This is a genomic window from Pseudomonas sp. FP2196, assembly GCF_030687715.1.
Classification (GTDB): domain Bacteria; phylum Pseudomonadota; class Gammaproteobacteria; order Pseudomonadales; family Pseudomonadaceae; genus Aquipseudomonas.
In genome coordinates this window covers 4685016-4710759 of record NZ_CP117445.1, presented here as the reverse complement: position 1 = coordinate 4710759, position 25744 = coordinate 4685016, and the positions used below count along the sequence as shown (strand labels likewise).

At 58.6% G+C, this 25744-nt stretch carries 24 protein-coding genes; 18 read left to right on the top strand and 6 right to left on the bottom strand.

What is annotated here, in order from left to right; all coding sequences use genetic code 11:
- Window positions 1-59 precede the first annotated feature (59 nt).
- The 9 genes from PSH79_RS21120 (at window position 60) to PSH79_RS21080 (ending at window position 10763) form a co-directional block, all read left to right on the top strand.
- Window positions 60-791 (top strand): response regulator, encoded by a 732-nt coding sequence (locus PSH79_RS21120; RefSeq protein WP_042560610.1) that lies wholly within the window; start codon window positions 60-62, stop codon window positions 789-791.
- Complete coding sequence (locus tag PSH79_RS21115; RefSeq protein ID WP_305439403.1) at window positions 781-2250, top strand: ATP-binding protein; 1470 nt, start codon at window positions 781-783, stop codon at window positions 2248-2250. The genes PSH79_RS21120 and PSH79_RS21115 overlap by 11 nt, the downstream gene beginning before the upstream one ends.
- A 188-nt stretch (window positions 2251-2438) precedes the next feature.
- On the top strand, window positions 2439-3698 hold the full coding sequence (locus tag PSH79_RS21110) for an AGE family epimerase/isomerase (protein WP_305439401.1): 1260 nt from the start codon (window positions 2439-2441) through the stop codon (window positions 3696-3698).
- A gap of 131 nt (window positions 3699-3829) precedes the next feature.
- Window positions 3830-5131 (top strand): ABC transporter substrate-binding protein, encoded by a 1302-nt coding sequence (locus PSH79_RS21105; protein WP_187679739.1) that lies wholly within the window; start codon window positions 3830-3832, stop codon window positions 5129-5131.
- Window positions 5132-5344: 213 nt separating this feature from the next.
- Window positions 5345-6253, top strand: a complete 909-nt coding sequence (locus tag PSH79_RS21100) for a carbohydrate ABC transporter permease (protein ID WP_305439399.1) — start codon at window positions 5345-5347, stop codon at window positions 6251-6253.
- A complete protein-coding gene (locus PSH79_RS21095) occupies window positions 6246-7091 on the top strand; it encodes a carbohydrate ABC transporter permease (protein ID WP_305439398.1) in 846 nt (281 codons plus the stop codon). The genes PSH79_RS21100 and PSH79_RS21095 overlap by 8 nt, the downstream gene beginning before the upstream one ends.
- Window positions 7092-7093: 2 nt before the next feature.
- Window positions 7094-8254: an ABC transporter ATP-binding protein gene (locus PSH79_RS21090; protein ID WP_305439397.1), complete on the top strand. Its 1161-nt coding sequence runs from the start codon at window positions 7094-7096 to the stop codon at window positions 8252-8254.
- Window positions 8255-8445: 191 nt separating this feature from the next.
- Window positions 8446-9795 carry a carbohydrate porin gene (locus PSH79_RS21085; RefSeq protein ID WP_305439396.1) on the top strand — a complete coding sequence of 450 codons (1350 nt, stop codon included), beginning with the start codon at window positions 8446-8448 and terminating at the stop codon, window positions 9793-9795.
- A 113-nt stretch (window positions 9796-9908) separates the two neighbouring features.
- Complete coding sequence (locus PSH79_RS21080) at window positions 9909-10763, top strand: D-hexose-6-phosphate mutarotase (protein WP_305439395.1); 855 nt, start codon at window positions 9909-9911, stop codon at window positions 10761-10763.
- A 148-nt stretch (window positions 10764-10911) separates the two neighbouring features.
- Here the strand turns inward: PSH79_RS21080 and PSH79_RS21075 are convergent, their stop codons facing one another.
- Window positions 10912-11772 (bottom strand): MurR/RpiR family transcriptional regulator, encoded by an 861-nt coding sequence (locus PSH79_RS21075; protein WP_171057240.1) that lies wholly within the window; start codon window positions 11770-11772, stop codon window positions 10912-10914.
- A 225-nt stretch (window positions 11773-11997) separates the two neighbouring features.
- Between PSH79_RS21075 and zwf the strand changes: the two genes are divergently transcribed.
- The 4 genes from zwf to PSH79_RS21055 all read left to right on the top strand — a co-directional run bounded on the left by zwf (window position 11998) and on the right by PSH79_RS21055 (window position 15813).
- On the top strand, window positions 11998-13464 hold the full coding sequence (gene zwf / locus PSH79_RS21070; protein WP_187679733.1) for a glucose-6-phosphate dehydrogenase: 1467 nt from the start codon (window positions 11998-12000) through the stop codon (window positions 13462-13464).
- Window positions 13451-14164: a 6-phosphogluconolactonase gene (pgl, locus tag PSH79_RS21065; RefSeq protein WP_305439393.1), complete on the top strand. Its 714-nt coding sequence runs from the start codon at window positions 13451-13453 to the stop codon at window positions 14162-14164. Before zwf ends, pgl begins: the two co-directional genes overlap by 14 nt.
- 17 nt (window positions 14165-14181) lie before the next feature.
- On the top strand, window positions 14182-14847 hold the full coding sequence (locus PSH79_RS21060) for a bifunctional 4-hydroxy-2-oxoglutarate aldolase/2-dehydro-3-deoxy-phosphogluconate aldolase (RefSeq protein WP_008082815.1): 666 nt from the start codon (window positions 14182-14184) through the stop codon (window positions 14845-14847).
- Window positions 14848-15087: 240 nt separating this feature from the next.
- Window positions 15088-15813, top strand: coding sequence for an intradiol ring-cleavage dioxygenase (locus PSH79_RS21055; RefSeq protein ID WP_305439391.1), 726 nt, complete (start codon window positions 15088-15090; stop codon window positions 15811-15813).
- Between the two features lie 5 nt (window positions 15814-15818).
- Here PSH79_RS21055 and PSH79_RS21050 read toward each other — a convergent pair whose 3' ends face one another.
- Both PSH79_RS21050 and PSH79_RS21045 read right to left on the bottom strand, forming a co-directional pair.
- Window positions 15819-17000 carry an aminotransferase class V-fold PLP-dependent enzyme gene (locus tag PSH79_RS21050; protein WP_305439390.1) on the bottom strand — a complete coding sequence of 394 codons (1182 nt, stop codon included), beginning with the start codon at window positions 16998-17000 and terminating at the stop codon, window positions 15819-15821.
- A gap of 31 nt (window positions 17001-17031) precedes the next feature.
- On the bottom strand, window positions 17032-17268 hold the full coding sequence (locus PSH79_RS21045) for a DUF3820 family protein (protein ID WP_003227425.1): 237 nt from the start codon (window positions 17266-17268) through the stop codon (window positions 17032-17034).
- Between the two features lie 204 nt (window positions 17269-17472).
- Between PSH79_RS21045 and PSH79_RS21040 the strand changes: the two genes are divergently transcribed.
- On the top strand, window positions 17473-17940 hold the full coding sequence (locus PSH79_RS21040) for a PA2169 family four-helix-bundle protein (protein ID WP_305439389.1): 468 nt from the start codon (window positions 17473-17475) through the stop codon (window positions 17938-17940).
- Window positions 17941-18059: 119 nt separating this feature from the next.
- Here the strand turns inward: PSH79_RS21040 and PSH79_RS21035 are convergent, their stop codons facing one another.
- Window positions 18060-18530, bottom strand: a complete 471-nt coding sequence (locus PSH79_RS21035; protein WP_003227420.1) for a MaoC family dehydratase — start codon at window positions 18528-18530, stop codon at window positions 18060-18062.
- Window positions 18531-18572: 42 nt separating this feature from the next.
- Complete coding sequence (locus PSH79_RS21030; RefSeq protein ID WP_305439388.1) at window positions 18573-19517, bottom strand: alpha/beta hydrolase; 945 nt, start codon at window positions 19515-19517, stop codon at window positions 18573-18575.
- 239 nt (window positions 19518-19756) lie between these two features.
- Between PSH79_RS21030 and fadD2 the strand changes: the two genes are divergently transcribed.
- The 3 genes from fadD2 (at window position 19757) to PSH79_RS21015 (ending at window position 24826) form a co-directional block, all read left to right on the top strand.
- Window positions 19757-21445, top strand: a complete 1689-nt coding sequence (fadD2, locus tag PSH79_RS21025) for a long-chain-fatty-acid--CoA ligase FadD2 (RefSeq protein ID WP_305439387.1) — start codon at window positions 19757-19759, stop codon at window positions 21443-21445.
- Between the two features lie 368 nt (window positions 21446-21813).
- Window positions 21814-23511, top strand: coding sequence for a long-chain-fatty-acid--CoA ligase FadD1 (fadD1, locus tag PSH79_RS21020; RefSeq protein WP_305439386.1), 1698 nt, complete (start codon window positions 21814-21816; stop codon window positions 23509-23511).
- Between the two features lie 92 nt (window positions 23512-23603).
- Window positions 23604-24826 (top strand): IS3 family transposase gene (locus PSH79_RS21015; RefSeq protein WP_370872524.1). Its coding sequence is split into 2 segments (ribosomal slippage): window positions 23604-23955 and window positions 23955-24826, totalling 1224 coding nucleotides; the frame shifts between segments, so codons are not numbered across the junction.
- A 123-nt stretch (window positions 24827-24949) separates the two neighbouring features.
- Here the strand turns inward: PSH79_RS21015 and PSH79_RS21010 are convergent.
- Complete coding sequence (locus PSH79_RS21010) at window positions 24950-25327, bottom strand: hypothetical protein (protein ID WP_305439385.1); 378 nt, start codon at window positions 25325-25327, stop codon at window positions 24950-24952.
- 198 nt (window positions 25328-25525) lie between these two features.
- Here PSH79_RS21010 and PSH79_RS21005 point away from each other — a divergent pair, with 198 nt between their 5' ends.
- Window positions 25526-25717 carry a CsbD family protein gene (locus PSH79_RS21005; protein WP_305439384.1) on the top strand — a complete coding sequence of 64 codons (192 nt, stop codon included), beginning with the start codon at window positions 25526-25528 and terminating at the stop codon, window positions 25715-25717.
- Window positions 25718-25744 lie beyond the last annotated feature (27 nt).

Sequence of the window (25744 nt, the reverse complement as noted above, 5' to 3'; positions counted from 1 at the left end):
GTAAAATCAGTGCTTAAGGCATAATCCGCCCCAATTCCAACAACAAGGATGCCTTCGAAGTGAGCTCAGTCAACAAGTCGATATTGTTGGTCGATGACGACCAGGAAATACGCGAGTTGCTGGAAACCTACCTGACCCGCGCCGGGTTTCAGGTGCGGGCCACAGCCGATGGCGCCAGTTTCCGTCAGGCGCTCAACGAGGCGCCGAGCGATCTGGTGATCCTCGATGTCATGCTCCCCGACGAAGACGGCTTCAGCCTCTGCCGTTGGGTTCGTCAGCATCCGCGTCAGGCGCAGGTGCCGATCATCATGCTCACCGCCAGTTCCGACGAAGCCGATCGGGTGATCGGACTGGAACTCGGCGCCGACGACTACCTCGGCAAACCCTTCAGCCCCCGTGAACTGCAAGCCCGGATCAAGGCGCTGCTGCGCCGTGCGCAATTCGGTCAGGAACGCAGCGGCAGTGAAGTGCTGGCCTTCGACGATTGGCGGCTGGATATGGTCAGCCATCGCCTGTTCCACACCGACGGCGAAGAAGTGATTCTGTCCGGCGCCGACTTCGCTCTGCTAAAACTGTTTCTCGATCACCCGCAGGAAATACTCGACCGCGACACCATCGGCAACGCCACCCGTGGCCGTGATCTGATGCCGCTGGATCGCATCGTCGACATGGCCGTCAGCCGCTTGCGCCAACGCCTGCGCGACACGGAAAAACCGCCACGGCTGATCCGTACCGTGCGCGGCAGCGGCTACCAACTGGCAGCCAACGTGGTTGCCGGCAATGGTCACTGAGTCTCTGCGTAAACTCGCCGCCCAAGTACCGGTGCCCCGTTCGCTGCTTGGGCGGATGTTGCTGCTGACCTTGCTCGCGGTGTTGTTCGCGCAAACCTTGTCGAGCGTGATCTGGGTTTCGCAACTGCGCGCCACCCAGCTCGAAGGTCTGGTCACCAGCGCCCGCAGCCTCGCCCATTCGATGACCGCCAGCGTCAGTTACTTTCGTTCGCTGCCGGTAGCGTATCGGCCGCTGGTACTCGACCAGTTGCGCAGCATGGGCGGCACCCGATTTGTCGTGACCCTCAACGACAAACCGTTGGGCATGGACGTGCTGCCGGTCACACCGCGCAAAGCGGCAGTGATGAAAGCGGTCGACGAAGTGCTGCGTCAATCCCTCGGCCATGACACCGACATCTCGGTGACTTTCGTCAGCCCCGAGGACCTGCGGATCTTCAACGCGGGGCTGAAACTCGATGAGCTGCCGCGTTCCTGGGCGCACTATGCGCTCACTCTTGAACCGGTGAATCCACCGGTGCTGGTCACCCAGATTCAGATGGCGCCGGGCGAATGGCTGTACATTGCTTCGCTGTTGCCCGAGCCCTACACCAGCCTTGAAGAGCAAGGCCTGCCGTCGCAGCAGGTATGGTTTATCGTCCTCACCAGCGGCTTTCTGCTGCTGTTTATCGGCTTGCTGGTGCATTGGCAGAGCCGACCGCTCAAACGCCTGGCCCGCGCGGCGCGGGACCTGTCGCTGGGGGCCGACGTCGAGCCAGTGGCCGAGGGCGGCGGCAGTGAAGTGGTCGAAGTGGGCCGCGCGTTCAACACCATGCGCGAACGCATCAGCCGTTACCTGACCGAGCGCAGCCAGTTGTTCAGCGCGATTTCCCACGACTTGCGCACGCCGATCACTCGCCTGCGTTTGCGCGTCGAACTGTTGGAAGACGAGCAACTGCAAACCAAGTTCGGCCGTGATCTGGATGAGTTGGAGTTGCTGGTCAAGGGCGCGCTGCAATGCGTGAAGGACACCGACATCCACGAGAACATCGAGCCGGTTGACCTCAATCATGTGCTCGATTGCCTGGTCGAGCCGTACCTGGCACCGAACGGCAATGGCCGCGTGACCCAGCATGGTCGGGCGCTGGCGGCATATTCGGGCAAGCCTTTGGCGTTGAAGCGTTGCATCGGCAACCTGATCGACAACGCCTTGAAGTACGGGCAGAACGCGCATCTGCACATCGATGACGATGAGAGTGCGTTTGTCCTGCATGTCGACGATGAAGGGCCGGGCGTGCCGGAGCAGCGGTTGGAGCAGGTGTTTGAACCGCACTTCAGGTTGGCGGGGCAGCAGCAGGGGTATGGGCTCGGCCTCGGGATTGCGCGCAATATCGCCCACAGCCATGGTGGGGAAGTGACGTTGCAGAATTTGCGTGAGGGTGGGTTGCGGGTGACGTTGCAGTTGCCGCGGTCGGTGGATTGAAGATCAAAAGATCGCAGCCTTCGGCAGCTCCTACACCGATCCCTGTAGGAGCTGCCAAAGGCTGCGATCTTTTGACTTTGCTTTTTCATGTCACGGATCAGTGACAAAACCCGTCCCCTTCGTTACAAGACCACCCCGGCCCGTTGTTTAGACTGCCCGCAGTCATAACAACAAAAAAGGGCCACTCCATGGACACCTTTCACCCAGGCTTCAGCAGTTGGCTGAACGCCCCTGCCCACCAGCAATGGCTCGCCGCCGAAGGCTTGCGTCTGCTGGATTTCGCCAAGGCATCCAGACTGCCTCAAGGCTTCGGCAACCTCGACGAACGCGGCCAGTTGCCAGCGAACGCGCAGGCCGAAACCATGAATACCGCGCGCATGACCCACAGCTTCGCCATGGCCCATATCCAGGGCCTGCCGGGGTTTGCCGAGCTGATTGATCACGGCATCGCCGCCCTGCGCGGGCCGTTGCGTGATGCGCTGCACGGTGGCTGGTTTGCGGTGGCCGAACACCGCGACGACAACACCGGCAAGAACGCCTATCTGCACGCGTTCGTTGCACTGGCGGCGAGTTCTGCCGTGGTCGCGCAACGTCCCGGTGCCCAGGCTTTGCTGGATGACGCGATCGACATCATCGACACCTATTTCTGGAGCGAAGAAGAGGGCGCCATGCGCGAATTCTTCAACCGCGACTGGAGTGAAGAAGAAGCCTATCGCGGTGCCAACAGCAACATGCACGCCACCGAAGCCTTCCTCGCGCTGGCCGATGTCACTGAAGACCCACGCTGGCTGGTGCGCGCGCAACGTATCGTCGAGCGGGTGATCCACGGACACGCCGCTGCCAATGGTTACATGGTCATCGAACACTTCGACCGCGACTGGCAGCCGCTGCGCGAGTACAACCACGACAATCCGGCCGACGGCTTCCGCCCTTACGGCACCACGCCGGGCCATGGTTTCGAGTGGGCGCGGTTGTTGCTGCACCTGGAAGCCGCGCGGGTGCAGGCAGGCATGCTCACGCCGGGTTGGCTGGCTACCGACGCGCAGAAACTCTTCGAACACAACTGCCGTCACGGCTGGGATGTCGATGGCGCGCCGGGCATCGTCTACACCCTCGACTGGAGCAACAAAGCCGTTGTCCGCCATCGTCTGCACTGGACGCACGCCGAGGCCAGCGCTGCTGCCAGCGCCTTGCTCAAACGCACCAGTGATGCGCAATACGAATCCTGGTACCGACTGTTCTGGGAATTCTGCGAGATGAATTTCATCGACCGTTGCGACGGCAGCTGGCACCACGAACTCGATCCGCAAAACCGTCCAAGTGCCGATATCTGGCCGGGCAAACCCGATCTGTATCACGCCTGGCAAGCGGTGCTGATTCCGCGTCTTCCCTTGGCACCGAGCATGGCGACCGCGCTGGCGCAGTGGTCCCAGAGCGTTGCTATGTGATTAATCATGTAACCATACGGTGACATTCGCGCGTCCCTTCGTTACCTGCGAAGGGAATCGCCCTGTTTAAACTCCTGTGCAGCGCAAGCACCAGACTTGCAATGCATAACAACAAGAAAGGTACATCTCAGATGAATGCGATTTCTCGCCTCGCTACTGTCATTTCTGTCGCCTCCCTGTTCCCGCTCGCAATTCTGCCTCTCAGTGTTTCCGCTGCCGAATCCAAAGGTTCGGTCGAAGTCGTGCACTGGTGGACGTCCGGTGGCGAAAAAGCTGCCGTTGATGTGCTCAAGGCCCAAGTCGAAAAAGACGGTTTCACCTGGAAAGACGGCGCTGTCGCCGGTGGTGGCGGTGCAACTGCCATGACCGTGCTGAAAAGCCGTGCCGTTGCAGGCAACCCACCGGGCGTTGCACAGATCAAAGGCCCGGACATCCAGGAATGGGCGTCGACCGGTCTGCTCGACACCGACGTTCTGAAAGACGTCGCCAAAGCAGAGAAGTGGGACAGCCTGCTCGACAAGAAAGTCTCCGATACCGTGAAGTACGACGGTGATTACGTGGCCGTGCCGGTGAACATTCACCGCGTGAACTGGCTGTGGATCAACCCGGAAGTCTTCAAGAAAGCCGGCATCGAAAAAGCGCCAACCACCCTCGAAGAATTCTACGCCGCTGGCGACAAGCTCAAGGCTGCGGGCTTCATCCCGCTGGCCCACGGCGGTCAGCCATGGCAGGACAGCACCGTGTTCGAAGCCGTTGTGCTCTCGGTCATGGGTGTTGATGGTTACAAGAAAGCCCTGGTCGATCTGGACAACAAAGCGCTGACCGGCCCGGAAATGGTCAAGGCCCTGACCGAGCTGAAGAAAGTCGCGACCTACATGGACGCTGACGGCAAAGGCCAGGACTGGAACCTGGAAGCGGCCAAAGTCATCAACGGCAAGGCCGGCATGCAGATCATGGGTGACTGGGCCAAGTCCGAATGGACTGCCGCGAAGAAAATCGCCGGCAAGGATTACCAGTGCGTAGCCTTCCCGGGCACCGACAAGGCGTTCACCTACAACATCGACTCCCTCGCTGTGTTCAAGCAGAAAGACGCCGGCACTGCTGCGGGTCAGAAGGACATTGCCAAAGTCGTGCTGGGTGAAAACTTCCAGAAAGTCTTCAGCATCAACAAAGGCTCGATCCCGGTACGTATCGACATGTTGAACGACATGGAGAAACTCGGTTTCGACTCCTGCGCACAGACCGCTGCCAAGGACTTCCTGGCCGACGCCAAGTCCGGTGGTCTGCAGCCAAGCATGGCGCACAACATGGCGACCACATTGGCAGTGCAGGGCGCGTTCTTTGATGTCGTGACCAACTACATCAACGACCCGAAAGCCGACCCGGCCGATGCGGCCAAGAAACTCGGCGCGGCGATTCAGTCGGCCAAGTAATCCTTGGCCCCTGTAGGAGCGAGCTTTGGTGGTGAGGGGATTTATCCCCGTTGGGTTGCGCAGCGACCCCAGAAAGTTGCAGCGGCGGAGTATCAGAAACACCGCATGCAATGGTTTTGCGACTGCTTCGCAGCCGAACGGGGATAAATCCCCTCGCCACAGGGCTCACTCCTGCAGGGAAATGCCCTTGTCATCTTTATTCTGGATTTCCCCATGAGTTCTGTTGCTGTGTTCAGCAAAGCCTCGCCGTTCGATGCATTGCAACGCTGGCTGCCAAAACTGGTGCTGGCGCCGAGCATGTTCATCGTGCTGGTGGGCTTCTATGGCTACATCCTGTGGACGTTCATTCTGTCGTTCACCACTTCGACGTTCCTGCCCAACTACAAGTGGGCCGGCCTGGCGCAGTATCAGCGGTTGTTCGACAACGATCGCTGGTGGGTCGCGAGCAAAAACCTCGCGCTGTTCGGCGGCATGTTCATCGGCATCACCCTGGTGATCGGCGTGTTGCTGGCGGTGTTCCTCGACCAGCGTATTCGCCGCGAAGGTTTTATCCGCACCATTTACCTGTACCCGATGGCGCTCTCGATGATCGTGACCGGTACCGCGTGGAAATGGCTGCTCAACCCGGGCATGGGCCTGGACAAATTGTTGCGTGACTGGGGCTGGGAAGGCTTCCGTCTTGACTGGTTGATCGACCCTGATCGCGTGGTGTATTGCCTGGTGATCGCCGCTGTCTGGCAAGCCTCGGGCTTCATCATGGCGATGTTCCTCGCCGGCCTGCGCGGGGTTGATCAATCGATCATCCGTGCCGCGCAGATCGATGGCGCGAGCATGCCGCGCATCTACTGGAAAGTCGTGCTGCCGAGCCTGCGTCCGGTGTTCTTCAGTGCCGTGATGATTCTGGCGCACATCGCGATCAAGAGCTTCGACCTGGTCGCCGCGATGACTGCCGGTGGCCCGGGTTATTCCTCTGACCTGCCGGCGATGTTCATGTACTCGTTCACTTTCAGTCGCGGCCAGATGGGCATGGGCTCGGCCAGTGCGATTCTGATGCTCGGTGCGATTCTCGCGATCATCGTGCCTTACCTGTACTCCGAGCTGAGGACCAAGCGTCATGACTAGTCTCGCTGCCAAACCTGCGATCAGCCTGAGTCGCATCGCCATTTACGCGGTGCTGATCCTCGCCGTAATGCTCTACCTGATTCCGCTGGTGGTCATGCTGCTGACCAGCTTCAAAACCCCGGAAGACATCAGCACCGGCAACCTGCTGAGCTGGCCGACCGTGGTCAGCGGCATCGGCTGGGTCAAGGCCTGGGCCACGGTTGATGGCTACTTCTGGAACTCGATCAAGATCACCGTTCCAGCAGTAATCATCTCCACCGCCATCGGTGCATTGAATGGTTACGTGCTGTCGATGTGGCGTTTCCGTGGCTCGCAACTGTTCTTCGGTCTGTTGTTGTTCGGCTGCTTCCTGCCGTTCCAGACCGTGCTGCTGCCGGCCTCGTTCACCCTCGGCAAGATGGGCCTGGCCAGCACCACCACCGGTCTGGTGTTCATCCACGTCGTTTACGGTCTGGCGTTCACCACGCTGTTCTTCCGTAACTACTACGTGAGCATTCCCGATGCGCTGGTGAAGGCCGCACGTCTGGATGGTGCGGGTTTCTTCACCATCTTCCGCCGGATCATTCTGCCGATGTCGACGCCGATCATCATGGTCTGCCTGATCTGGCAGTTCACTCAGATCTGGAACGACTTCCTGTTCGGCGTGGTGTTCTCCAGTGGCGATTCGCAACCGATTACGGTGGCGCTGAACAACCTGGTCAACACCAGCACCGGCGCCAAGGAATACAACGTGGATATGGCAGCGGCGATGATCGCCGGCCTGCCGACCCTGCTGGTCTATGTGGTCGCAGGCAAGTATTTCGTGCGCGGGCTGACGGCCGGCGCAGTCAAGGGGTAATCATGGCTACGCTCGAACTTCGCAACGTCAACAAGACCTATGGTGCCGGCCTGCCGGACACCCTGAAGAACATCGAACTGTCGATCAAGGACGGTGAGTTCCTGATCCTCGTCGGCCCGTCGGGCTGCGGCAAGTCGACCCTGATGAACTGCATCGCCGGCCTGGAAACCATCACCGGTGGCGCGATCATGATCGGCGACCAGGACGTCAGCGGCATGAGCCCCAAGGATCGCGACATCGCCATGGTGTTCCAGTCCTACGCGCTGTACCCGACGATGAGCGTGCGCGAGAACATCGAGTTCGGTCTGAAGATTCGCAAGATGCCGCAGTCGGCGATCGACGAAGAGGTCGCTCGCGTGGCCAAGCTGTTGCAGATCGAACACTTGCTCAACCGCAAGCCGGGGCAGCTTTCCGGTGGTCAGCAACAGCGTGTGGCGATGGGCCGTGCGTTGGCGCGTCGGCCGAAGATCTATCTGTTCGACGAACCGCTGTCCAACCTCGACGCCAAGCTGCGCGTCGAGATGCGCACCGAAATGAAACTGATGCACCAGCGCCTGAAAACCACCACGGTCTACGTGACCCACGACCAGATCGAAGCGATGACCCTGGGCGACAAAGTGGCGGTGATGAAGGACGGCATCATCCAGCAGTTCGGTACGCCAAAAGAGATCTACAACGATCCGGCCAACCTGTTCGTGGCGAGCTTCATCGGTTCGCCGCCGATGAACTTCATCCCGCTGCGTCTGCAACGCAAGGACGGTCGTCTGCTGGCGCTGCTCGACAGCGGCCAGGCGCGTTGCGAGTTGCCAATGGGTATGCAGGACGCCGGTCTCGAAGATCGCGAAGTGATCCTCGGCCTGCGCCCGGAACAGATCGTACTGGCGAACGGCGAGGGCAATGGCCTGCCGAGCATCCGCGCTGAAGTGCAGGTCACCGAGCCGACCGGTCCGGACACCCTGGTGTTCGTCAACCTCAACGAAACCAAGGTCTGCTGCCGTCTGGCACCGGACGTGGCGCCGCAGGTGGGCGAGAGCCTGACGCTGCAATTCGATCCGTCGAAAGTGTTGTTGTTCGATGCCAAAACTGGCGAGCGTCTGGGAGTTGCGGCCCAAACGCAAACTGAAGCGCGGTCTGCGAACGTTACGCAAATCAAAGGACGCTGAAGATCAATGTAGGAGTGAGCCGGCTCGCGATGACGGTGTATCAGCAGACAGAGATGTTGAATGTAAAACCGCTATCGCGAGCAGGCTCACTCCTACAAGGAGCAAGCGGTGCCCGGCCTGTCGAGCATCGCACTTTATGTAAACCGCGTTAGATAAAAACAGTTAATAACAATAAAGACGAGGATGTAGGGATGAAAAAGAAACACGTCAATGCCCGGTTGATCTGCCAAGTGTCAGCTGCGGCGGCATTGGTGCTGGCCGGCAATGCGATGGCCGCGGATGCCTTCAGTTCCGATTCGAAATGGATGACCGGCGACTGGGGTGGCGAGCGGACCAAGCTGATCGAGCAGGGTATCGACATCAAGGCTGACTACGTCGGTGAGATGGGGGCCAACCTGAACGGCGGCTACAACGACGACAAGACCGCGCGTTACGCCGACCAGTTTGGCCTGGGCGTGGCACTGGATCTGCAAAAACTCTGGGGCTGGGATAACACCCAGGCCAAGATCCAGCTGACCAACCGTAACGGCTACAACATCTCCAACGACCGCGTGGGCGATCCGCGTGCCGGTACCTTGAGTTCGTCTCAAGAAGTCTACGGCCGTGGCCACATGGTGCGTCTGACCCAGTTGTGGATTCAGCACCAGTTCTTCGACAACAAACTCGACGTCAAGGCCGGTTATTTCGGTGAAGGCGAAGACTTCAACACCTTCCCGTGCGAATTCCAGAACCTGGCGTTCTGCGGCTCCCAAGTGGGTAACTGGGCGACCAACATCTGGTACAACTGGCCCGTCAGCCAGGCCGCGATCCGCGTGAAGTACAACATCAACGACGAGCTCTACGCACAGATCGGCGCGTACAACCAGAACCCGTCGCAGCTGGAACACGGCAACGGCTTCAAACTCAGCGGCAGCGGCACCAAAGGCACCGTATTGCCGGTCGAGCTGGTCTGGTCGCCGAAGGTCAACAGCCTGCCGGGCGAGTACCGCGTTGGTTACTACAAGAGCACGGCGGATGCTGATGATGTTCGTGAAGACATCAATGGTTTCGACGCTGCCACTACTGGCGACGCCTACAAGACCCACAGCAGCAAAAGCGGTTACTGGTTCGTGGCGCAACAGCAACTCACCAGCCACAACGGTGACGCCTCACGCGGTCTGAACATCGCGGCTAACGCCACGTTCCACGACAAGGACACCAACTTCATCGACAACTACCAGTCGGTGATGTTTGTTTACAAGGGCCCGTTCGACGCCCGTCCGAAGGATGACATCGGTATCGGCGCCGCGCGTATTCACGTCAACGATGACGTGAAGAAAAACGCCGAACTGCTGAATGCTTCCAACGGTGTTTCGGACTACGACAATCCGGTGTTCTCGCCGATTCGTGAAACCGAATACAACTACGAGCTCAACTACGGCATCCACGTCACCAACTGGCTGACCGTGCGTCCTAACCTGCAATACATCACCCATCCGGGCGGTGTGGATGCAGTGGACAACGCTTTGGTCGCGGGTCTGAAAATTCAGACCGTGTTCTAACGCGTCTGCGGTAAGCTCCTCTCTATGTGCGCATATTTGCGGACAGCCAAGGCTGTCCGCTTTTTTTTGAGGGCTGGCGCAGCCCGTCACAGATGAATTCGGAACCGTGGCAAATGCATGAGCATCCGCTGCAACGCTTCTTCAAATCCCTGCGTGAACAACCGGTGTTCGCCTGGGAACGCTATCAGATGCGCGACGTGTTGGTGATCGATCACCCGCTGTGTCAGGCGGTGTTCAGTCGTCAGGGCGCGCAGTTGCTGCACTTTCAACCGCGCGGGCAGAAACCGTGGTTGTGGTGTGCGGCGAAGTGGCCGCATGTTGGTGCCATTCGCGGTGGTGTACCGGTCTGCTGGCCGTGGTATGGCCGTCATCCGAGCGAAAACGCATGGCCGTCGCACGGCTGGGCGCGGCTGCTCGACTGGAAGCTGCTCGACAGCAGCAGCGCCGAGGATGGCGTGCGACTGCACTGGCAATTGCAGTTATGCGACTGGCAGGTCGACCTGCACGCGCACCTCGGTGAGCGCATGGAATTGCGTCTGAGCACCGAGCATCAGGACGACATGCCTTGCCAGTTGAGCCAGGCTTTGCATGCTTACTGGCGTATTGGCGATGTTGGTGAGATAGCGCTGTCTGGCCTCGAAGGCGCGCAGGGTTATGATCAGTTGAACCGCCAGGCTTGCCAGCAGGAAGGTGAATTACGCGTCGATGGCGGCTGTCAGCGGGTGTTCCAGCATGACGGCGAATTGCAGCTGAAAGATCACGCCTGGCAGCGCGAGTTGTGCATTGATACGGGCGACAGTGGCGATACGGTGGTGTGGCATCCAGGGTCGCGGCCATTGTTGGGCGTGAGTTGGGATGAGGTGACGGAGTTTGTTTGTGTAGAGGCAGCGGCGGGTGGGACCGATAGCCTGCATCTGGCGCCGGGTGAGAAGGCGCATTTGAGTTTGCAGGCTTGGGCGGCTGCCTGAAATTTGCCCTGTTGCCACTGGCCCCATCGCTGGCAAGCCAGCTCCCACAGGTGCTGTGATGGTCATCGATTTTGCGTTCGACGCCGACACTGTGTGAGCTGGCTTGCCAGCGATGAGGCCGGATCATTCAATAAAGAATCATCAGACCTCAGTTGAACTCATCCCCAACCGGATACCGGCTCGCATTCAAGCTCTCTTTGATCTTGCGCAAATGCGGCTGGAAATCCACCCCGCGACGCAACGTCATCCCCGTCGCCAGCACATCCAGCACCGTCAACTGAATGATCCGCGAAGTCATCGGCATATAAATGTCGGTGTCTTCCGGCAGTGGAATGTTCAGGCTCAAGGTGCTCGCCTTGGCCAACGGCGAATTCTCGGCAGTCAGCCCGAGCACCGAAGCACCGTTTTCGCGAGCAATGCGCGCCACCTCCACCAGCTCACGGGTGCGACCGGTGTAGGAAATGATCACGAACAACTCGCCGGTGTGTGCCACCGAAGCAATCATTCGCTGCATCAGCACATCGGCATGCGCCGTCACCGCCAGGTTGAAACGGAAGAACTTGTGCTGCGCGTCGAGAGCCACTGGAGCTGACGCACCGAGGCCGAAGAAGTGGATCTGTCGGGCCTGAATCAACAGGTCGACGGCACGGCTGATCAGGTTCGGATCGAGCGCCTGGCAGGCGCTGTCGAGCGAAGCGATGGCGCTGCCGAAAATCTTCTGTGTATAGGCTTCAGGATTGTCATCGGCCTCGACCGCGCGGCTGACATACGCCGCGCCGCTGGCCAGGCTCTGGGCCAGTTGCAGCTTGAGCTCGGGGTAGCCGCTGACACCGAACGAACGGCAGAAACGGTTGACCGTCGGTTCGCTGACCGAGGCTGCCTGGGCGAGGGCGGCGATGCTGAAGCGGGTGGCCTGCTGCGGGTTGAGCAGGATCACTTCGGCGACTTTGCGTTCGGCCTTGTTCAGGTCTTCAAGGCGACTCTGGATCTGTTCCAGTAAATTTCGCACGCGGTCCATATGGAATTCCTAATTCACCTGCGCAAAGTGCGCCGGGCTATGCAAATTGGGCCTTTGATATGGCCGGTAACGGTGGCCTATCCTACTGATGGCTCCGACCGACCACCACTCGGAATCTGTATTTTGCGAAAATGTTGTGGTTATTACTACATTTTCCCTTGAGTGATGCCTTGAAAAAAGGTATTTGTAGCTTAACTTGATAAAAGAACAAACATCATGCCTTCGATTACGGTTGAACCGTGCACCTTTGCCTTGTTCGGCGCTCTTGGCGATCTCGCCCTGCGCAAGTTGTTTCCTGCCCTTTATCACCTTGATGGCGCCGACCTGCTGCACGAGGACACGCGCATCATCGCGTTGGCCCGTGAAGCGGGCTCCGAGCAAGAACACATGGCGTTCATCGCCGCCGAGCTGCGCCGCTACGTCGGCAAAGAACTGAACGAAGCCGTTGCCGAGCGCTTTCTCGCTCGCCTGACTTACCTGCACGTCGACTTCCTCAAGGCTGATGATTACGTCGCACTGGCCGAAATGGCCGGCAGCGCGCAACGCATGATTGCCTACTTCGCCACTCCGGCGGCGGTGTACGGTGCAATCTGCGAGAACCTGGCGAAAGTCGGTTTGGCAGAAAACACCCGCGTGGTGCTGGAAAAACCGATCGGCTCCGATCTGGAGTCTTCGCGCAAAGTGAATGACGCCGTGGCGCAGTTCTTCCCGGAGAACCGCACCTATCGCATCGACCACTATCTGGGCAAAGAGACCGTTCAGAACCTGATCGCCCTGCGTTTCGCCAACAGCCTGTTCGAAACCCAGTGGAACCAGAATTACATCTCCCACGTGGAAATCACCGTGGCCGAGAAGGTCGGCATCGAAGGCCGTTGGGGTTACTTCGACAAGGCCGGCCAGCTGCGCGACATGATCCAGAATCACCTGCTGCAACTACTCTGCCTGATCGCCATGGACCCGCCGGCCGACCTGTCCGCCGACAGCATCCGCGACGAAAAGGTAAAGGTGCTCAAGGCCCTTGCGCCGATCAGCCCGGAAGGTCTGACCACCCAAGTGGTGCGCGGTCAGTACATTGCTGGCCACAGCGAAGGCAAATCCGTTCCGGGTTATCTCGAAGAACCGAATTCCAACACCCAGAGCGACACCGAAACCTTCGTCGCCCTGCGTGCCGACATCCGCAACTGGCGTTGGGCCGGTGTGCCGTTCTACCTGCGGACCGGCAAGCGTATGCCGCAGAAACTGTCGCAGATCGTTATCCACTTCAAGGAACCGTCGCACTACATCTTCGCCCCCGAGCAGCGCCTGCAGATCAGCAACAAACTGATCATCCGCCTGCAACCGGACGAAGGCATTTCCTTGCGCGTGATGACCAAAGAGCAGGGCCTGGACAAAGGCATGCAACTGCGCAGCGGCCCGCTGCAACTGAATTTCTCCGACACCTGGCGTAGCGCGCGGATCCCCGATGCCTACGAGCGGTTGTTGCTGGAAGTGATGAACGGCAATCAGAACCTGTTTGTCCGTAAAGATGAAATCGAAGCCGCGTGGAAGTGGTGTGACCAGCTGATCGCTGGGTGGAAAAAATCCGGTGACGCGCCCAAGCCGTATGCGGCCGGCTCGTGGGGGCCGATGAGCTCCATTGCACTGATCACGCGGGACGGGAGGTCGTGGTATGGCGATATCTGATGTGAAACTGCCTGCAGGCGTGAACGCTCACGAATTCAAGAGCCCGGTGCTGTTGGCTGAGGGGCTGGCACTGAACGTGGCCAAGCAACTGACGGATGCCATTGCTGCACGCGGCAACGCAGTGTTGGTGGTGTCCGGCGGTCGCAGCCCGGTGGCGTTTTTCCAGCACTTGGCCAAACAGGAACTGGACTGGTCGAAGGTCGTCGTGACCCTCGCCGATGAGCGCTGGGTACCGGTCGAACACGCCGACAGCAATGCCGGTCTGCTCAAGCAGTATCTGCTCAAAGGTCCGGCAGCCAAGGCGCAGTTCCTCAGCCTCTACAGCGCTGCGGCGAATGTGGAGCAGGCAGCGGAAAACGCCGACCGTTTGCTCGCGGAGCTGCCAGCGATTGATGTACTGGTGTTGGGCATGGGCGACGACGGTCACACCGCGTCGCTGTTCCCCGACAGCCCGAACCTCGCTGAAGCGCTGCAAGCCGATGGCACGCGCCGTTGCTGGTCGATGCTGGCACCGAGCGTGCCGCGTCAGCGCCTGACCATGAGCCGTGCGCTACTGGCTTCGGCCAAGCACAAGATTCTGTCGATTTCCGGTCAATCGAAACTGACCACCCTGAATGCCGCGCTGGCGTCCGACGACGTCGCTGCCATGCCGGTTCGCGCGTTTCTGCAACCCACGTTAGAGATTTACTGGTGCCCATGAGCCAAGGAACAGCCGCTATGACAACCCCATCCCCGACCGTTTCCATGGCGGACAAAGTTGCCCTGATCGACAGCCTCTGCGCCAAGGCGCGGATCCTGCCGGTGATCACTATCGCCCGCGAACAGGACGTGCTGCCCCTGGCCGATGCCCTGGCCGCTGGTGGCCTGACCGCACTGGAAGTGACCCTGCGTTCGCAGTTCGGCCTCAAGGCGATCCAGATCCTGCGCGACCAGCGCCCGGAACTGATGACCGGCGCCGGCACCGTGCTCGATCGCAACATGCTCGCAGCGGCCGAAGCGGCGGGTTCGCAATTCATCGTTACCCCGGGCATCACCCGTGACCTGCTCGAAGCCAGCGTCGATAGCCCGATTCCGCTGTTGCCAGGCATCAGCAACGCCTCCGGCATCATGGAAGGCTACGGCTTGGGCTATCGCCGCTTCAAACTGTTCCCGGCGGAAGTCAGCGGCGGCGTCGCGGCCATCAAGGCCCTCGGCGGCCCGTTCGGCGAAGTGAAATTCTGCCCGACCGGCGGCGTGGGCCCGGCCAACATCAAGAGCTACATGGCGCTGAAAAACGTCATGTGCGTGGGCGGTAGCTGGATGCTGGATCCGGAGTGGATCAAGAACGGCGATTGGGCGCGCATTCAGGAATGCACCGCCGAGGCGTTGGCGCTGCTGGACTGATTTTTATCCGACACTTCGTTGTGTGTTCTACGGCTTTACGGTGCGCTTGGTCGGTGCACCGTTTTTTTTTGCCTAAAGAAAAACCCACACCTGTGCAGGAGCTGCCGAAGGCTGCGATCTTTTGATTTTGCTTTTTTACAAGCAGGATCGGTATTGGTTACTCAGCGATACATAGTTAACGCACGACGATTTTTCCGTGGCGCTAATCTTGCGTTCATCTTATGGAAGAGAGAACGCATCATGGATCGAGATCCCGCTTCACCCTCAACACAATCGGTGTACCAACTGGCCCCCGAGCAAATTCCCGGGCCGTATTTTCGCAATCCAAAACTGTTGCGTCGCAACATCAGCGAAGGTGCCGAAGGCTTGCCGCTCATCCTGCGTCTGACCATTGTCGATGCCATGACGGGTGAGCCGGTGAGTGGCGCCCTGGTGGACATCTGGCACTGCAACGCGCGTGGCGCTTATTCGGGTTGGAGTCGGATCAACCCGGATCTGGAAGCCGATGCCGAAACAATCGGTTCGATCCCGCGCACCGACGATGACACTTATCTGCGCGGCAGTCAGTTCTGTGACCATCGAGGGCAGGCGCGATTTACCACGATTTATCCGGGGTTCTATGCCGGTCGTGCGCTGCACATTCATGTCGCGGTGCGCATTGCGGCCGGTAGCGAATATCTGGAAGAGCGCAATGTGGCCTGGGTCGGTCAGCTGTACTTCCCCGAGGTCGTCTCTCGCTCGGTGCTCAATGCCAAAGCCTATCGCGGCCGCGCGTCGTTGCCACGCAACAATGCCGAGGACAACCTGTATGCCAGCATGAACGGTGAAGCATCGACACTGACTGTCTGGCCCATCGGTCGCGATTCTCACGATGATGGGTTCTTCGGCCACCTCACCATCGGCATCGATACCTTTGCGGCGTCGTCGCAGATCAAACCCGAGGATTTCGACAAATACACCGTGTAAGCGGCTCAGCGCAGTGCGTTGAGCGCACGGGTCAGCAACTGCATGTCGTCGGCTGTGGTCGTCAGTCCCGGCGTGATGCGGATGCATGGGCCGCACGCTGCACCGTTGCGCACTACGGTGAACAGGTTGTATTCGTTGAGCAAACGTTCTGCCATGGCCTGTTGATTGTCGTGGCGGGTGAAACGCATCGACGTGATCCCGCAATACAGGCGCGGATCGTCCGGGGTCATGACTTCGATGCCCGGCAGGTGCCGCACGGCGCTGACCCACAGATTGCGCAGGTAATTGAGCCGCGCACCTTTGGCTGCGGCGCCGCCCAGGGACCGGTGCTCCTCGAACACCAGCGGCAAGGTCATCAGCGCTGGAATGTTCGGCGTGCTGTAAGACGTACGCGCACGGATGTCGTTGGCTGGATAGTGCATCTCGTCCATGTCCGGATCGATATCGGCCAGACGTTGCGGAGCAATATAGAGAAAGCCGAGAGTCAGTGGCGCACCAATCCATTTGTGCAGGTTGTAGCCGGCGAAGGCGATGCCCAGCGCTTCGAGATTGAACTCCATCTGGCCGAGGGCGTGGGCGCCGTCAAGGATGATGTCCACGCCGTGTTCCTTGGCCAGTGTGGCGATTGCCTGCACCGGCATCACCAGGCCGGTGCGATGGGTGACATGGGTCAGCGCCATCAACTTGAGTTTCGGATGGCGGATGAACGTCTCGCGATACGTCTCCAGCAGGTTGTCGAAACTGGCCGGGTGCGTGTGGGCAACTTCGATCACCTCTGCGCCGCGATGCCGTGCCAGCCAGCGCATGGCGCCCTTGACCGTGTCGTATTCGAGATCGCAGATCAGCACCTGGTCGCCCGGCTGCAGGCGATTGTAGTTGCGGATCAGCGATTGCAGGCCTTCGGTGGCGTTGCGCGTAAAGGCCACGCTTTGCGCACGCACACCGATCAGTTCGGCCAGTTGCGCGCGAATGTCGAGGTTGTCGTGTTGTTCGAAGCGTTGGCGCACATACACCGAGTTGCTGTTGTTGATCAGTTCGATGTTGCGCTGGTACTCCTCGATCACCGTGCGCGACATGCGGCCGAAGTAACCGTTTTCCAGGTTTACGGGGCCGGGATGAACGTCGTAACGATCGGCGAACGTCTGCCAGAACGCTTCATCTCGGGCGCGGCGTGTGTTATCGGGCATGATCGGACTGAACTCTATAGAGGAGGGCGCTTCAGTGGCGCGGGGCAGGTTTGCCGTGTTTGGCGCGCAGCGGTTCAAGCAGATCAGACAAGCCGTTGTGGTCGATTTCCTGCATCAATGCCAGCAAGCCCCCGAGTTCACCGTGGGGAAATCCCTCGCGGGCGAACCAGTTCAGGTAAGGGCCCGGCAGGTCGGCAATGATCCGGCCCTTGTATTTGCCGAAAGGCATTTCGCGGGTGATCAGCAGTTCGAGTTTTTCAGGATTCATCGCGTTTCGGTCTGGATTCAATTCAAACTGGAAAATACAGGCATTCTGCATGCAGGCCAAATGACAGATCATGCAAATAACCGTGATACAGATAGTTCCTTTATATTTAAGTTGTTGATAAATAACGATTTATTCGAAAATAAAAAGCTGGCACGCTCACTGCAATATCCCTTGCATCTTCCACCGATCGCAAGGAATTGAAAAATGACCGACATGAATAAAGAAGCCATCTCTGTACTCAATGACCTGATTGAAACCAGCAAGGACGGTCAGGAAGGGTTCAAGACTTGCGCTGAAGACATCAAGCATCCAGAACTGAAAACCCTGTTTGTGACTCGTTCTGCCGACTGCGCTACTGCCGCTGCTGAATTGCAATCTGAAGTGCGCAAGCTTGGCGGTGATCCGGAAACCTCCACCAGCGTCAGCGGTGACCTGCACCGCCGTTGGGTCGACGTCAAAGCCATGTTCACCGGCAAGGACGAAGAAGCCGTGCTTAACGAAGCCGAGCGCGGTGAGGACCACGCTCTCAAGGCTTATCGTGAAGCCATGGAGAAAATCAACAAGCACAACCTGGTAGGTATTCGTGACCTGGTTGAACGCCAGTATCACGGCGTTCAACGCAATCACGACCAGGTGAAAGCCCTGCGTAACCAGGCTCGCGCACGTTCGTAAGCGTTCGTCTGTAACAAAAAACGCCAGCTAGTCTGGCGTTTTTTTGTGTCCGGACAGAAGCAAAAGATCGCAGCCTGCGGCAGCTCTTACAGGGGGTGCCGCAGGCTGCGATCTTTTAATCAGCCAATGCTGATCGCCGGCAACGTCGGCAGCGTCACCGTCTGCTGCTTGCGCGGCGCCAGAATCTCAGCCTCGCCATCCACGACCAATTCATCACGCTGATTGAACACGCGAGTGGCAATGCGCACGCGAAACTTTGGCAGCTTCTCCAGGATTTCCAGGCGCACGGTCAGCGTGTCGCCAATCTTCACCGGTTTCTGAAAGCTCATCTGCTGACCAATATAAATAGTGCCCGGCCCTGGCAGTTCGCAAGCCACTGCAGCACTGATCAGCGCGCCGCTGAACATGCCGTGGGCGATGCGTTCCTTGAACATGCTGGCGGCGGCGAATTCGGCGTCCAGGTGCACCGGGTTGTGGTCGCCGGACATCGCGGCGAACAACTGAATGTCACGTTCTTCGACAGTCTTGCTGTAGCTGGCGGTCTGGCCGACTTCGAGGGCTTCGTAAGGGATGTTGGTAACCTGGGTCATCGGTCTTGATTCCTCTGATGGATCAAATGAATCCACAAAAAATTATTCGCTACGTTGAGGGCGCGGATGGCTCAGGACCTGGTCGATCCAGGTCAGCACATCGGTGATCACTTCGTCGCGATTGGTTTCGTTGAACAATTCGTGCCGCGCCTGCGGGTAGATCTTCAGTTGCAGGTTCTGGCTGCCGGCGGTGCGCAAGGCATTGGCCAGATCTGTCAGACGCTTGCCCTCGCTCACCGGATCACATTCACCACCAATCACCAGCAGCGGCAGGCCCGGGGTTATCTGGGCGAGAGTGGACGCTTTGCTGATTTGCTGCAAGCCGCCAAGCAAGTCGATCCACAGTTGATTGGTGCAGCGAAAGCCGCACAGCGGGTCGGCAGCGTACTGGTCGACTTCGGCCGGATCGCGGCTGAGCCAGTCAAACGGCGTGCGCACCGGTTTGAATTTTTTGTTGAACGAGCCGAATGACAACCACTCGATCAGCGCGCTGCGGCCCTTGCCACCCTGGCGCAGTTTCTCCAGGCGCGCGATCTGCCGCGCGGCGCCATATAGCGCCACCGGTTGAAAGTTCGAGCCACTGAGAATCGCCCCGTGCAGGCTGGCGCTGTGGTGCAACAGATAGCCTTGGGCGAGGTAGCTGCCCATGCTGTGCCCGAGCAGAATGATCGGCACGCCGGGGTGCTGTTGGCCTATGTATTGATTGAGGCTGGCCAGATCACCGACAACTTTGCACCAGCCGTCGTCGTCAGCGAAATGCCCGAGGGTGCCGTTATCGGCAGTTCTGCCATGTCCACGCAGGTCCGGGGCGTACACGCCATAACCTTCGGCGCAGAACCGGCCTGCCAGCCGCTGGTAACGCGCGCTGTGCTCGGCCATACCGTGGGCCAGCAGGATCACGGCCTTCAGCCGTGTGGCCGGCAACCACTGATTGACGAAGAGACGACTGCGGTCACTCGCGTCCAGCCATAGGGTGTCGTGGATCATGGCGATTCCTTTGCTCAGAGTCGAAACAGTGTATAGCGCATCTGTCGTCTGCCGTCTGATCAGCCCACGCCACGGCAGGAAGATTCACACGATCAATGACGGCTTTACCCGTATTTGCCTGATTGGCCATAACTGCTAGTGTCCGTGAAGCTCCGCTTTTTGCTTTCTGCTTTCAAGGGATGAACGAGAAATGACAGAAACGCGGCCCCGGATCGGCTCAGGTAAAGAGGACAAGAACAATGCAACCTGATTTCTGGAATGACAAACGCCCGGCCGGCGTACCGCTGGACATCGACATGGCTGAGTTCAAGTCGGTGATCGAGGTGTTCGAGCGTTCCTGCAAGAAGTTCGCGGATCGCCCGGCGTTCAGCAACATGGGCGTTACCCTGACTTACGCCGAACTCGAACGTCAGAGCGCCGCTTTCGCCGGTTATCTGCAAGCACATACCGATCTGGTGCCGGGGGATCGCATTGCAGTGCAGATGCCTAACGTCCTGCATTACCCGATTGCCGTGTTCGGCGCGTTGCGCGCCGGGCTGATCGTGGTCAACACCAACCCGCTCTACACCGCGCGGGAGATGCGCCATCAGTTCAAGGACTCCGGCGCACGGGCGCTGGTGTACCTGAACATGTTCGGCCAGAAAGTCCAGGAAGTGCTGGCCGACACCGATATTCAATACCTGATCGAAGCGAAGATGGGCGACCTGATGCCCACCGCCAAAGGCTGGCTGGTCAACACCGTCGTCAACAAAGTGAAGAAGATGGTGCCGGCGTATTCGCTGCCGCAGGCGGTCTCTTTCAAAAGCGCGTTGCGTCTGGGTCGGGGGCAGGGCATCAAGCCATTGAAAGTCGGTCTCGACGACATCGCCGTGCTGCAATACACAGGCGGCACCACCGGGCTGGCCAAGGGCGCGATGCTCACGCATGGCAATCTCGTGGCGAACATGCAACAAGTGCGCGCCTGCCTCGCGCAACTGGGGCCTGATGGCCAGCCATTGCTGCGTGAAGGCCAGGAAGTGATGGTCGCGCCGCTGCCGCTGTACCACATCTATGCCTTCACCGCGAACTGCATGTGCATGATGGTTTCCGGCAACCACAACGTGTTGATCACCAATCCGCGAGACATTGCCGGGTTCATCAAGGAACTGAAGAACTGGCGCTTCTCCGCGTTGTTGGGCTTGAACACGCTGTTCGTCGCGCTGATGGAGCACCCGGACTTCAAGCCCCTGGATTTCTCCAGTCTGAAACTGACCAACTCCGGCGGCACGGCGCTGGTCAAGGCGACTGCCGAACGCTGGGAGCAGATCACCGGTTGCCGTATCACTGAAGGCTATGGTCTGACCGAAACCTCGCCGGTGGCGTGCACCAACCCTTATGGCGACCAGTCGCGTCTGGGCACGGTAGGCCTGCCAGTACCGGGCACACTGTTGAAAGTCATCAACGATGACGGCGTCGAGCAGCCGCTGGGCGAGCGGGGCGAGTTGTGCATCAAGGGTCCGCAGATCATGAAAGGCTACTGGCACAAGCCTGAAGCCACCGCCGAAGTGCTGGACGCCGAGGGCTGGTTCAAGTCCGGCGACATCGCGGTGATCGACCCGGACGGTTTCGTGCGCATTGTCGATCGCAAGAAGGACATGATCATCGTCTCCGGATTCAACGTGTACCCCAACGAGATCGAAGACGTGGTGATGGCCCATCCGAAAGTTGCCAACTGCGCGGTGATCGGCGTGCCGGACGAGCGTTCGGGGGAGGCGGTGAAGCTGTTTGTGGTGGCGCGGGAAAGCGGGGTCAGTCTTGAAGAGCTGAAGGCTTACTGCAAAGAGAATTTCACGGCGTACAAGGTGCCGAAACACATTGTGTTGCGTGAGTCGTTGCCGATGACGCCTGTAGGGAAAATTCTGCGGCGAGAGTTGCGCGATATCGCGTAGCCCTTAACCGCTGCGCTTCGCGCATTCGCCGGAACGCCGCCCGGAGCAGGCTCGCTCCCACAGGGAAAGATGTGATCCTTGTGGGAACGAGCCTGCTCGCGATTTTCTGTTTAATGTCCCCGAAAACCGGGGCTTTCAAGGTGGTATAGGATTTTTGCTCTAAAATGACTGCCAGATGGTCTTGAGTCATCAAAATGACTGTAGGGGCCTCTTTTGGCTCTAGGCGACCCTCGGCAAAGCTGCTACTCTCGGCGCGCTTTGTGACTTCTCGGCCTCTGTAAAAGCCAGATTCACCAATACAAAACACACACCAATAATAATCGCATCAAATGCGGTGAAGAATTCGCGTTGCTGAGGAGTGGGCTTCCATGATCGAAGACTTTTGGAAGGATAAATACCCGGCTGGCATTGCTGCCGAGATCAATCCGGACGAGTATCCGAACATTCAGGCAGTGTTGAAGCAATCCTGCCAACGCTTCGCCAACAAACCGGCTTTCAGCAACCTGGGCAAGACAATCACCTACGGTGAGTTGTACGAATTGTCCGGTGCGTTCGCCGCGTATCTGCAACAGCATACCGATTTGCAGCCCGGTGATCGAATCGCCGTGCAACTGCCCAACGTTCTGCAGTACCCGGTCGCTGTCTTTGGTGCAATACGCGCCGGGCTGATCGTGGTCAACACCAACCCGCTATACACCGCGCGGGAAATGGAACACCAATTCAATGACTCCGGTGCCAAGGCGCTGGTGTGCCTGGCGAACATGGCGCACCTGGCCGAAGCCGTGGTGCCGAAAACCGGCGTCAAACACGTCATCGTCACCGAAGTCGCCGACTTGCTGCCGCCGATCAAGCGCTTGCTGATCAACAGCGTCATCAAGTACGTGAAGAAAATGGTGCCGGCCTATCACTTGCCAAAAGCCGTCAAGTTCAACGACGTGTTAAGCAAGGGCCAGGGCCAGCCTGTGGCTGAAGCCAACCCGGACAGCGGTGACGTCGCGGTGCTGCAATACACCGGCGGCACCACGGGCGTTGCCAAAGGCGCAATGCTGACCCATCGCAATCTGGTCGCCAACATGCTGCAGTGCAAGGCGTTGATGGGCTCCAACCTCAATGAAGGTTGCGAGATCCTGATCACGCCACTGCCGCTGTACCACATTTATGCGTTCACCTTTCATTGCATGGCGATGATGCTGATCGGCAACCACAACATCCTGATCAGCAACCCACGCGACTTGCCGGCGATGGTCAAGGAACTGTCGAAGTGGAAGTTCAGCGGTTTCGTCGGCCTGAATACGCTGTTCGTGGCGCTGTGCAACAACGAAGGCTTCCGCAAGCTGGATTTCTCCGCGCTCAAGGTCACCCTGTCCGGCGGCATGGCCCTGCAACTGGCCGCTGCCGAGCGCTGGAAAGCCGTGACCGGTTGTGCCATCTGCGAAGGTTACGGCATGACCGAAACCAGTCCTGTGGCCACGGTCAACCCGATCCAGAACATCCAGATCGGCACCATCGGTATTCCTGTGCCGTCGACCCTGTGCAAAGTCATCGACGATGCCGGTGTCGAGCAGCCGCTGGGTGAAATCGGCGAACTGTGCGTCAAGGGCCCGCAAGTGATGAAGGGCTACTGGCAGCGTCAGGAAGCCACTGACGAAATGCTCGACAGTGACGGCTGGCTGAAGACCGGTGATATCGCGCTGATCCAGCCGGACGGCTACATGCGCATCGTCGATCGCAAGAAAGACATGATTCTGGTCTCCGGTTTCAACGTCTATCCGAACGAGCTGGAAGATGTGCTGGCGACTTTGCCGGGCGTGTTGCAGTGTGCGGCCATCGGTGTGCCGGACGAGAAGTCGGGTGAGGCGATCAAGATCTTCATCGTCGTCAAACCGGGCGTAACGCTCACCAAAGAGCAGGTGATGGAGCACATGCGCGCCAACGTCACCGGCTACAAGGTGCCGCGCTCGGTGGAGTTCCGCGATGCGCTGCCGACCACCAACGTCGGCAAGATCCTGCGTCGTGAATTGCGTGATGAAGAGTTGAAGAAGATCAAGGCGAAGAACGCCGCTTGAATAAAAAGCCCCGCAGATGCGGGGCTTTTTTTTGGGTGCTGTCCCGTCCTGAATAAGGTTTACACCTTCTGACTTCTTTTCAGGAAGGTGCAATGGATACGGGCACGAAGCGCAGTCAGCGTGATTACACACTGGCTTTTAAATTATCGGTTGTCGACCAGGTCGAAAAAGGCGAGTTGAGTTATAAAGAGGCTCAGCGGCGCTATGGGATTCAGGGTCGGTCGACGGTGCTGGTTTGGTTACGCAAACATGGTCGCCAGGACTGGAGCCAAGGCGCCTCCATTCGTTCCCAGAGGATCAGATCTATGGACGAGCCAACCTTGCCACTGACTCCCGAGCAAAGAATCAAAGAACTCGAGGAACAACTGGCGCTGGCAACTCAGAAAGCCCAATTCTTTGAAGCCGTGGTCGATGTTCTGAAAAATGACTACGGCGTATCTGTCGTAAAAAAGCGACCCGGCAAGTCGTTGCGCAAACCCAAACCCTGAGTGTCAGCAGGGCTTGCCAATTTATGGGAATAAGCCGTCAGGCCTATTACAAACGCAACCGGGTCTACAGGGCTCGGGCCGACCAGGATCAGCAGCTCATAACGTTTGTAGAGAAGGTCCGTGCTCGCCAACCGTGCATCGGCACTCGCAAGCTGCATTCGATGATGCATGAGCAGCGTGAGCAACAGGAGCTCCATGTTGGCCGGGATCGTTTGTTCGCGGTTTTGCGGGAAAGCCGCCAGTTGGTCCGCAGAAAACGGGCGTATCACAAGACGACCGACAGCCATCATCGCTTCCGCCGACACCCCAATCTGCTGAAACCAAGCCCGGAACAAATAGTCGCTACCGGCCCAGAACAGGTCTGGGTGGCCGATATTACTTACCTGCCTACCCGTGATGGCGTTGCCTATTTGAGTTTAGTGACGGATGTCTTTTCGAGAAAAATAGTCGGCTATCACGTGCATGAAAGTCTGCACACCAACTCCGTGGTGCAAGCCTTTCGAATGGCTTTGAAGCGACGTCGAAGCGTTCAGAAACTGGTCCATCACTCGGATCGAGGCGCGCAGTACTGCTCGGCCCTTTATCAAGAAATGCACGCAAAGCATGGCATCACTTGCTCGATGACCGACGGCTACGACTGCTACCAAAACGCCTTGGCAGAGCGGGTCAACGGCATCTTGAAAACAGAGTTCTTGATCCACCGACCTGCGGATTTTGCGCAGGCCACACAGATGGTGCGAGAGGCCGTCACGATCTACAACCAGGAGCGGCCGCACCTCTCTTTAAAATACAAAACGCCCGATGCGGTGCATCGGGCGTTAGGGTGAAACAGGTGTAAACCTATTTCAGGACTAGACATGCTGCAGGGTTGTGGATATCTGTTGTCTGGTTAAACCAGCCCCTCACCCCAGCCCTCTCCCAATGGGAGAGGGGAAGGGGTGGCACAAATCCTACTGAAGAAACGGCGCGAAATTCACGTTAGTCCCCGCCGGACGCATGTCCTGCAGATACGAATCCTTGTCCGCACTCAATTCCAGGCTCAACGCCGCTTTGCGCTTGCCCTCGTTGCGAATCACCAGGCCTTCCAGCTTTTCACGCAGAAACACCGTCGGCACTTTCAGGTGCAGCAATTCGTCGGTGGCCGGCGTATGCATCAGCAGGTGAATCCACTCGTACTGACCAACGGCCAGGCGCGTCACCGGCAGGTCGAACCACCAGATGTTGCGATTGCGGTTCAGTTCGGCGAAGTGGCAGTTGTTGGTGCCGAGCACAGCGCCGCCCAGTTCCTGGTTTCGACGGGCAATGGCCTGCTTTTTATCGAGTTTCATAACATTCCTGCGGGATCGGTTCTCTGGCGCATGGCGCCCATATGGAGCGCATTCTCAAGGCAACGCTCGCAAACATAAAGCCCAACCTGCACGTCGCGACGAAATGAACCGCTGAAAATAAATGAAACTCGCCGCAAACCCCGCCGGTCAATCATTACGTACTGACTTTTCCCCCTAATTGCACCAAGGAGAGACACCATGAGTAGCACAGGCGATAAAGTAAAAGGCATGGCCAACGAAGCAGTCGGCAACGTCAAGCAAGGCGTCGGTAAAGCCACCGACAACACCAAACTGCAAGCCGAAGGCAAAGTCCAAGAGAAAAAAGGCGAAGCCCAGCAAGCAGTCGGCAAAGCCAAAGACGCCGTGAAGAAAACCGTCGACAAGGCGTAATCGCGTCGTGAACGAAAAACAGAAGCG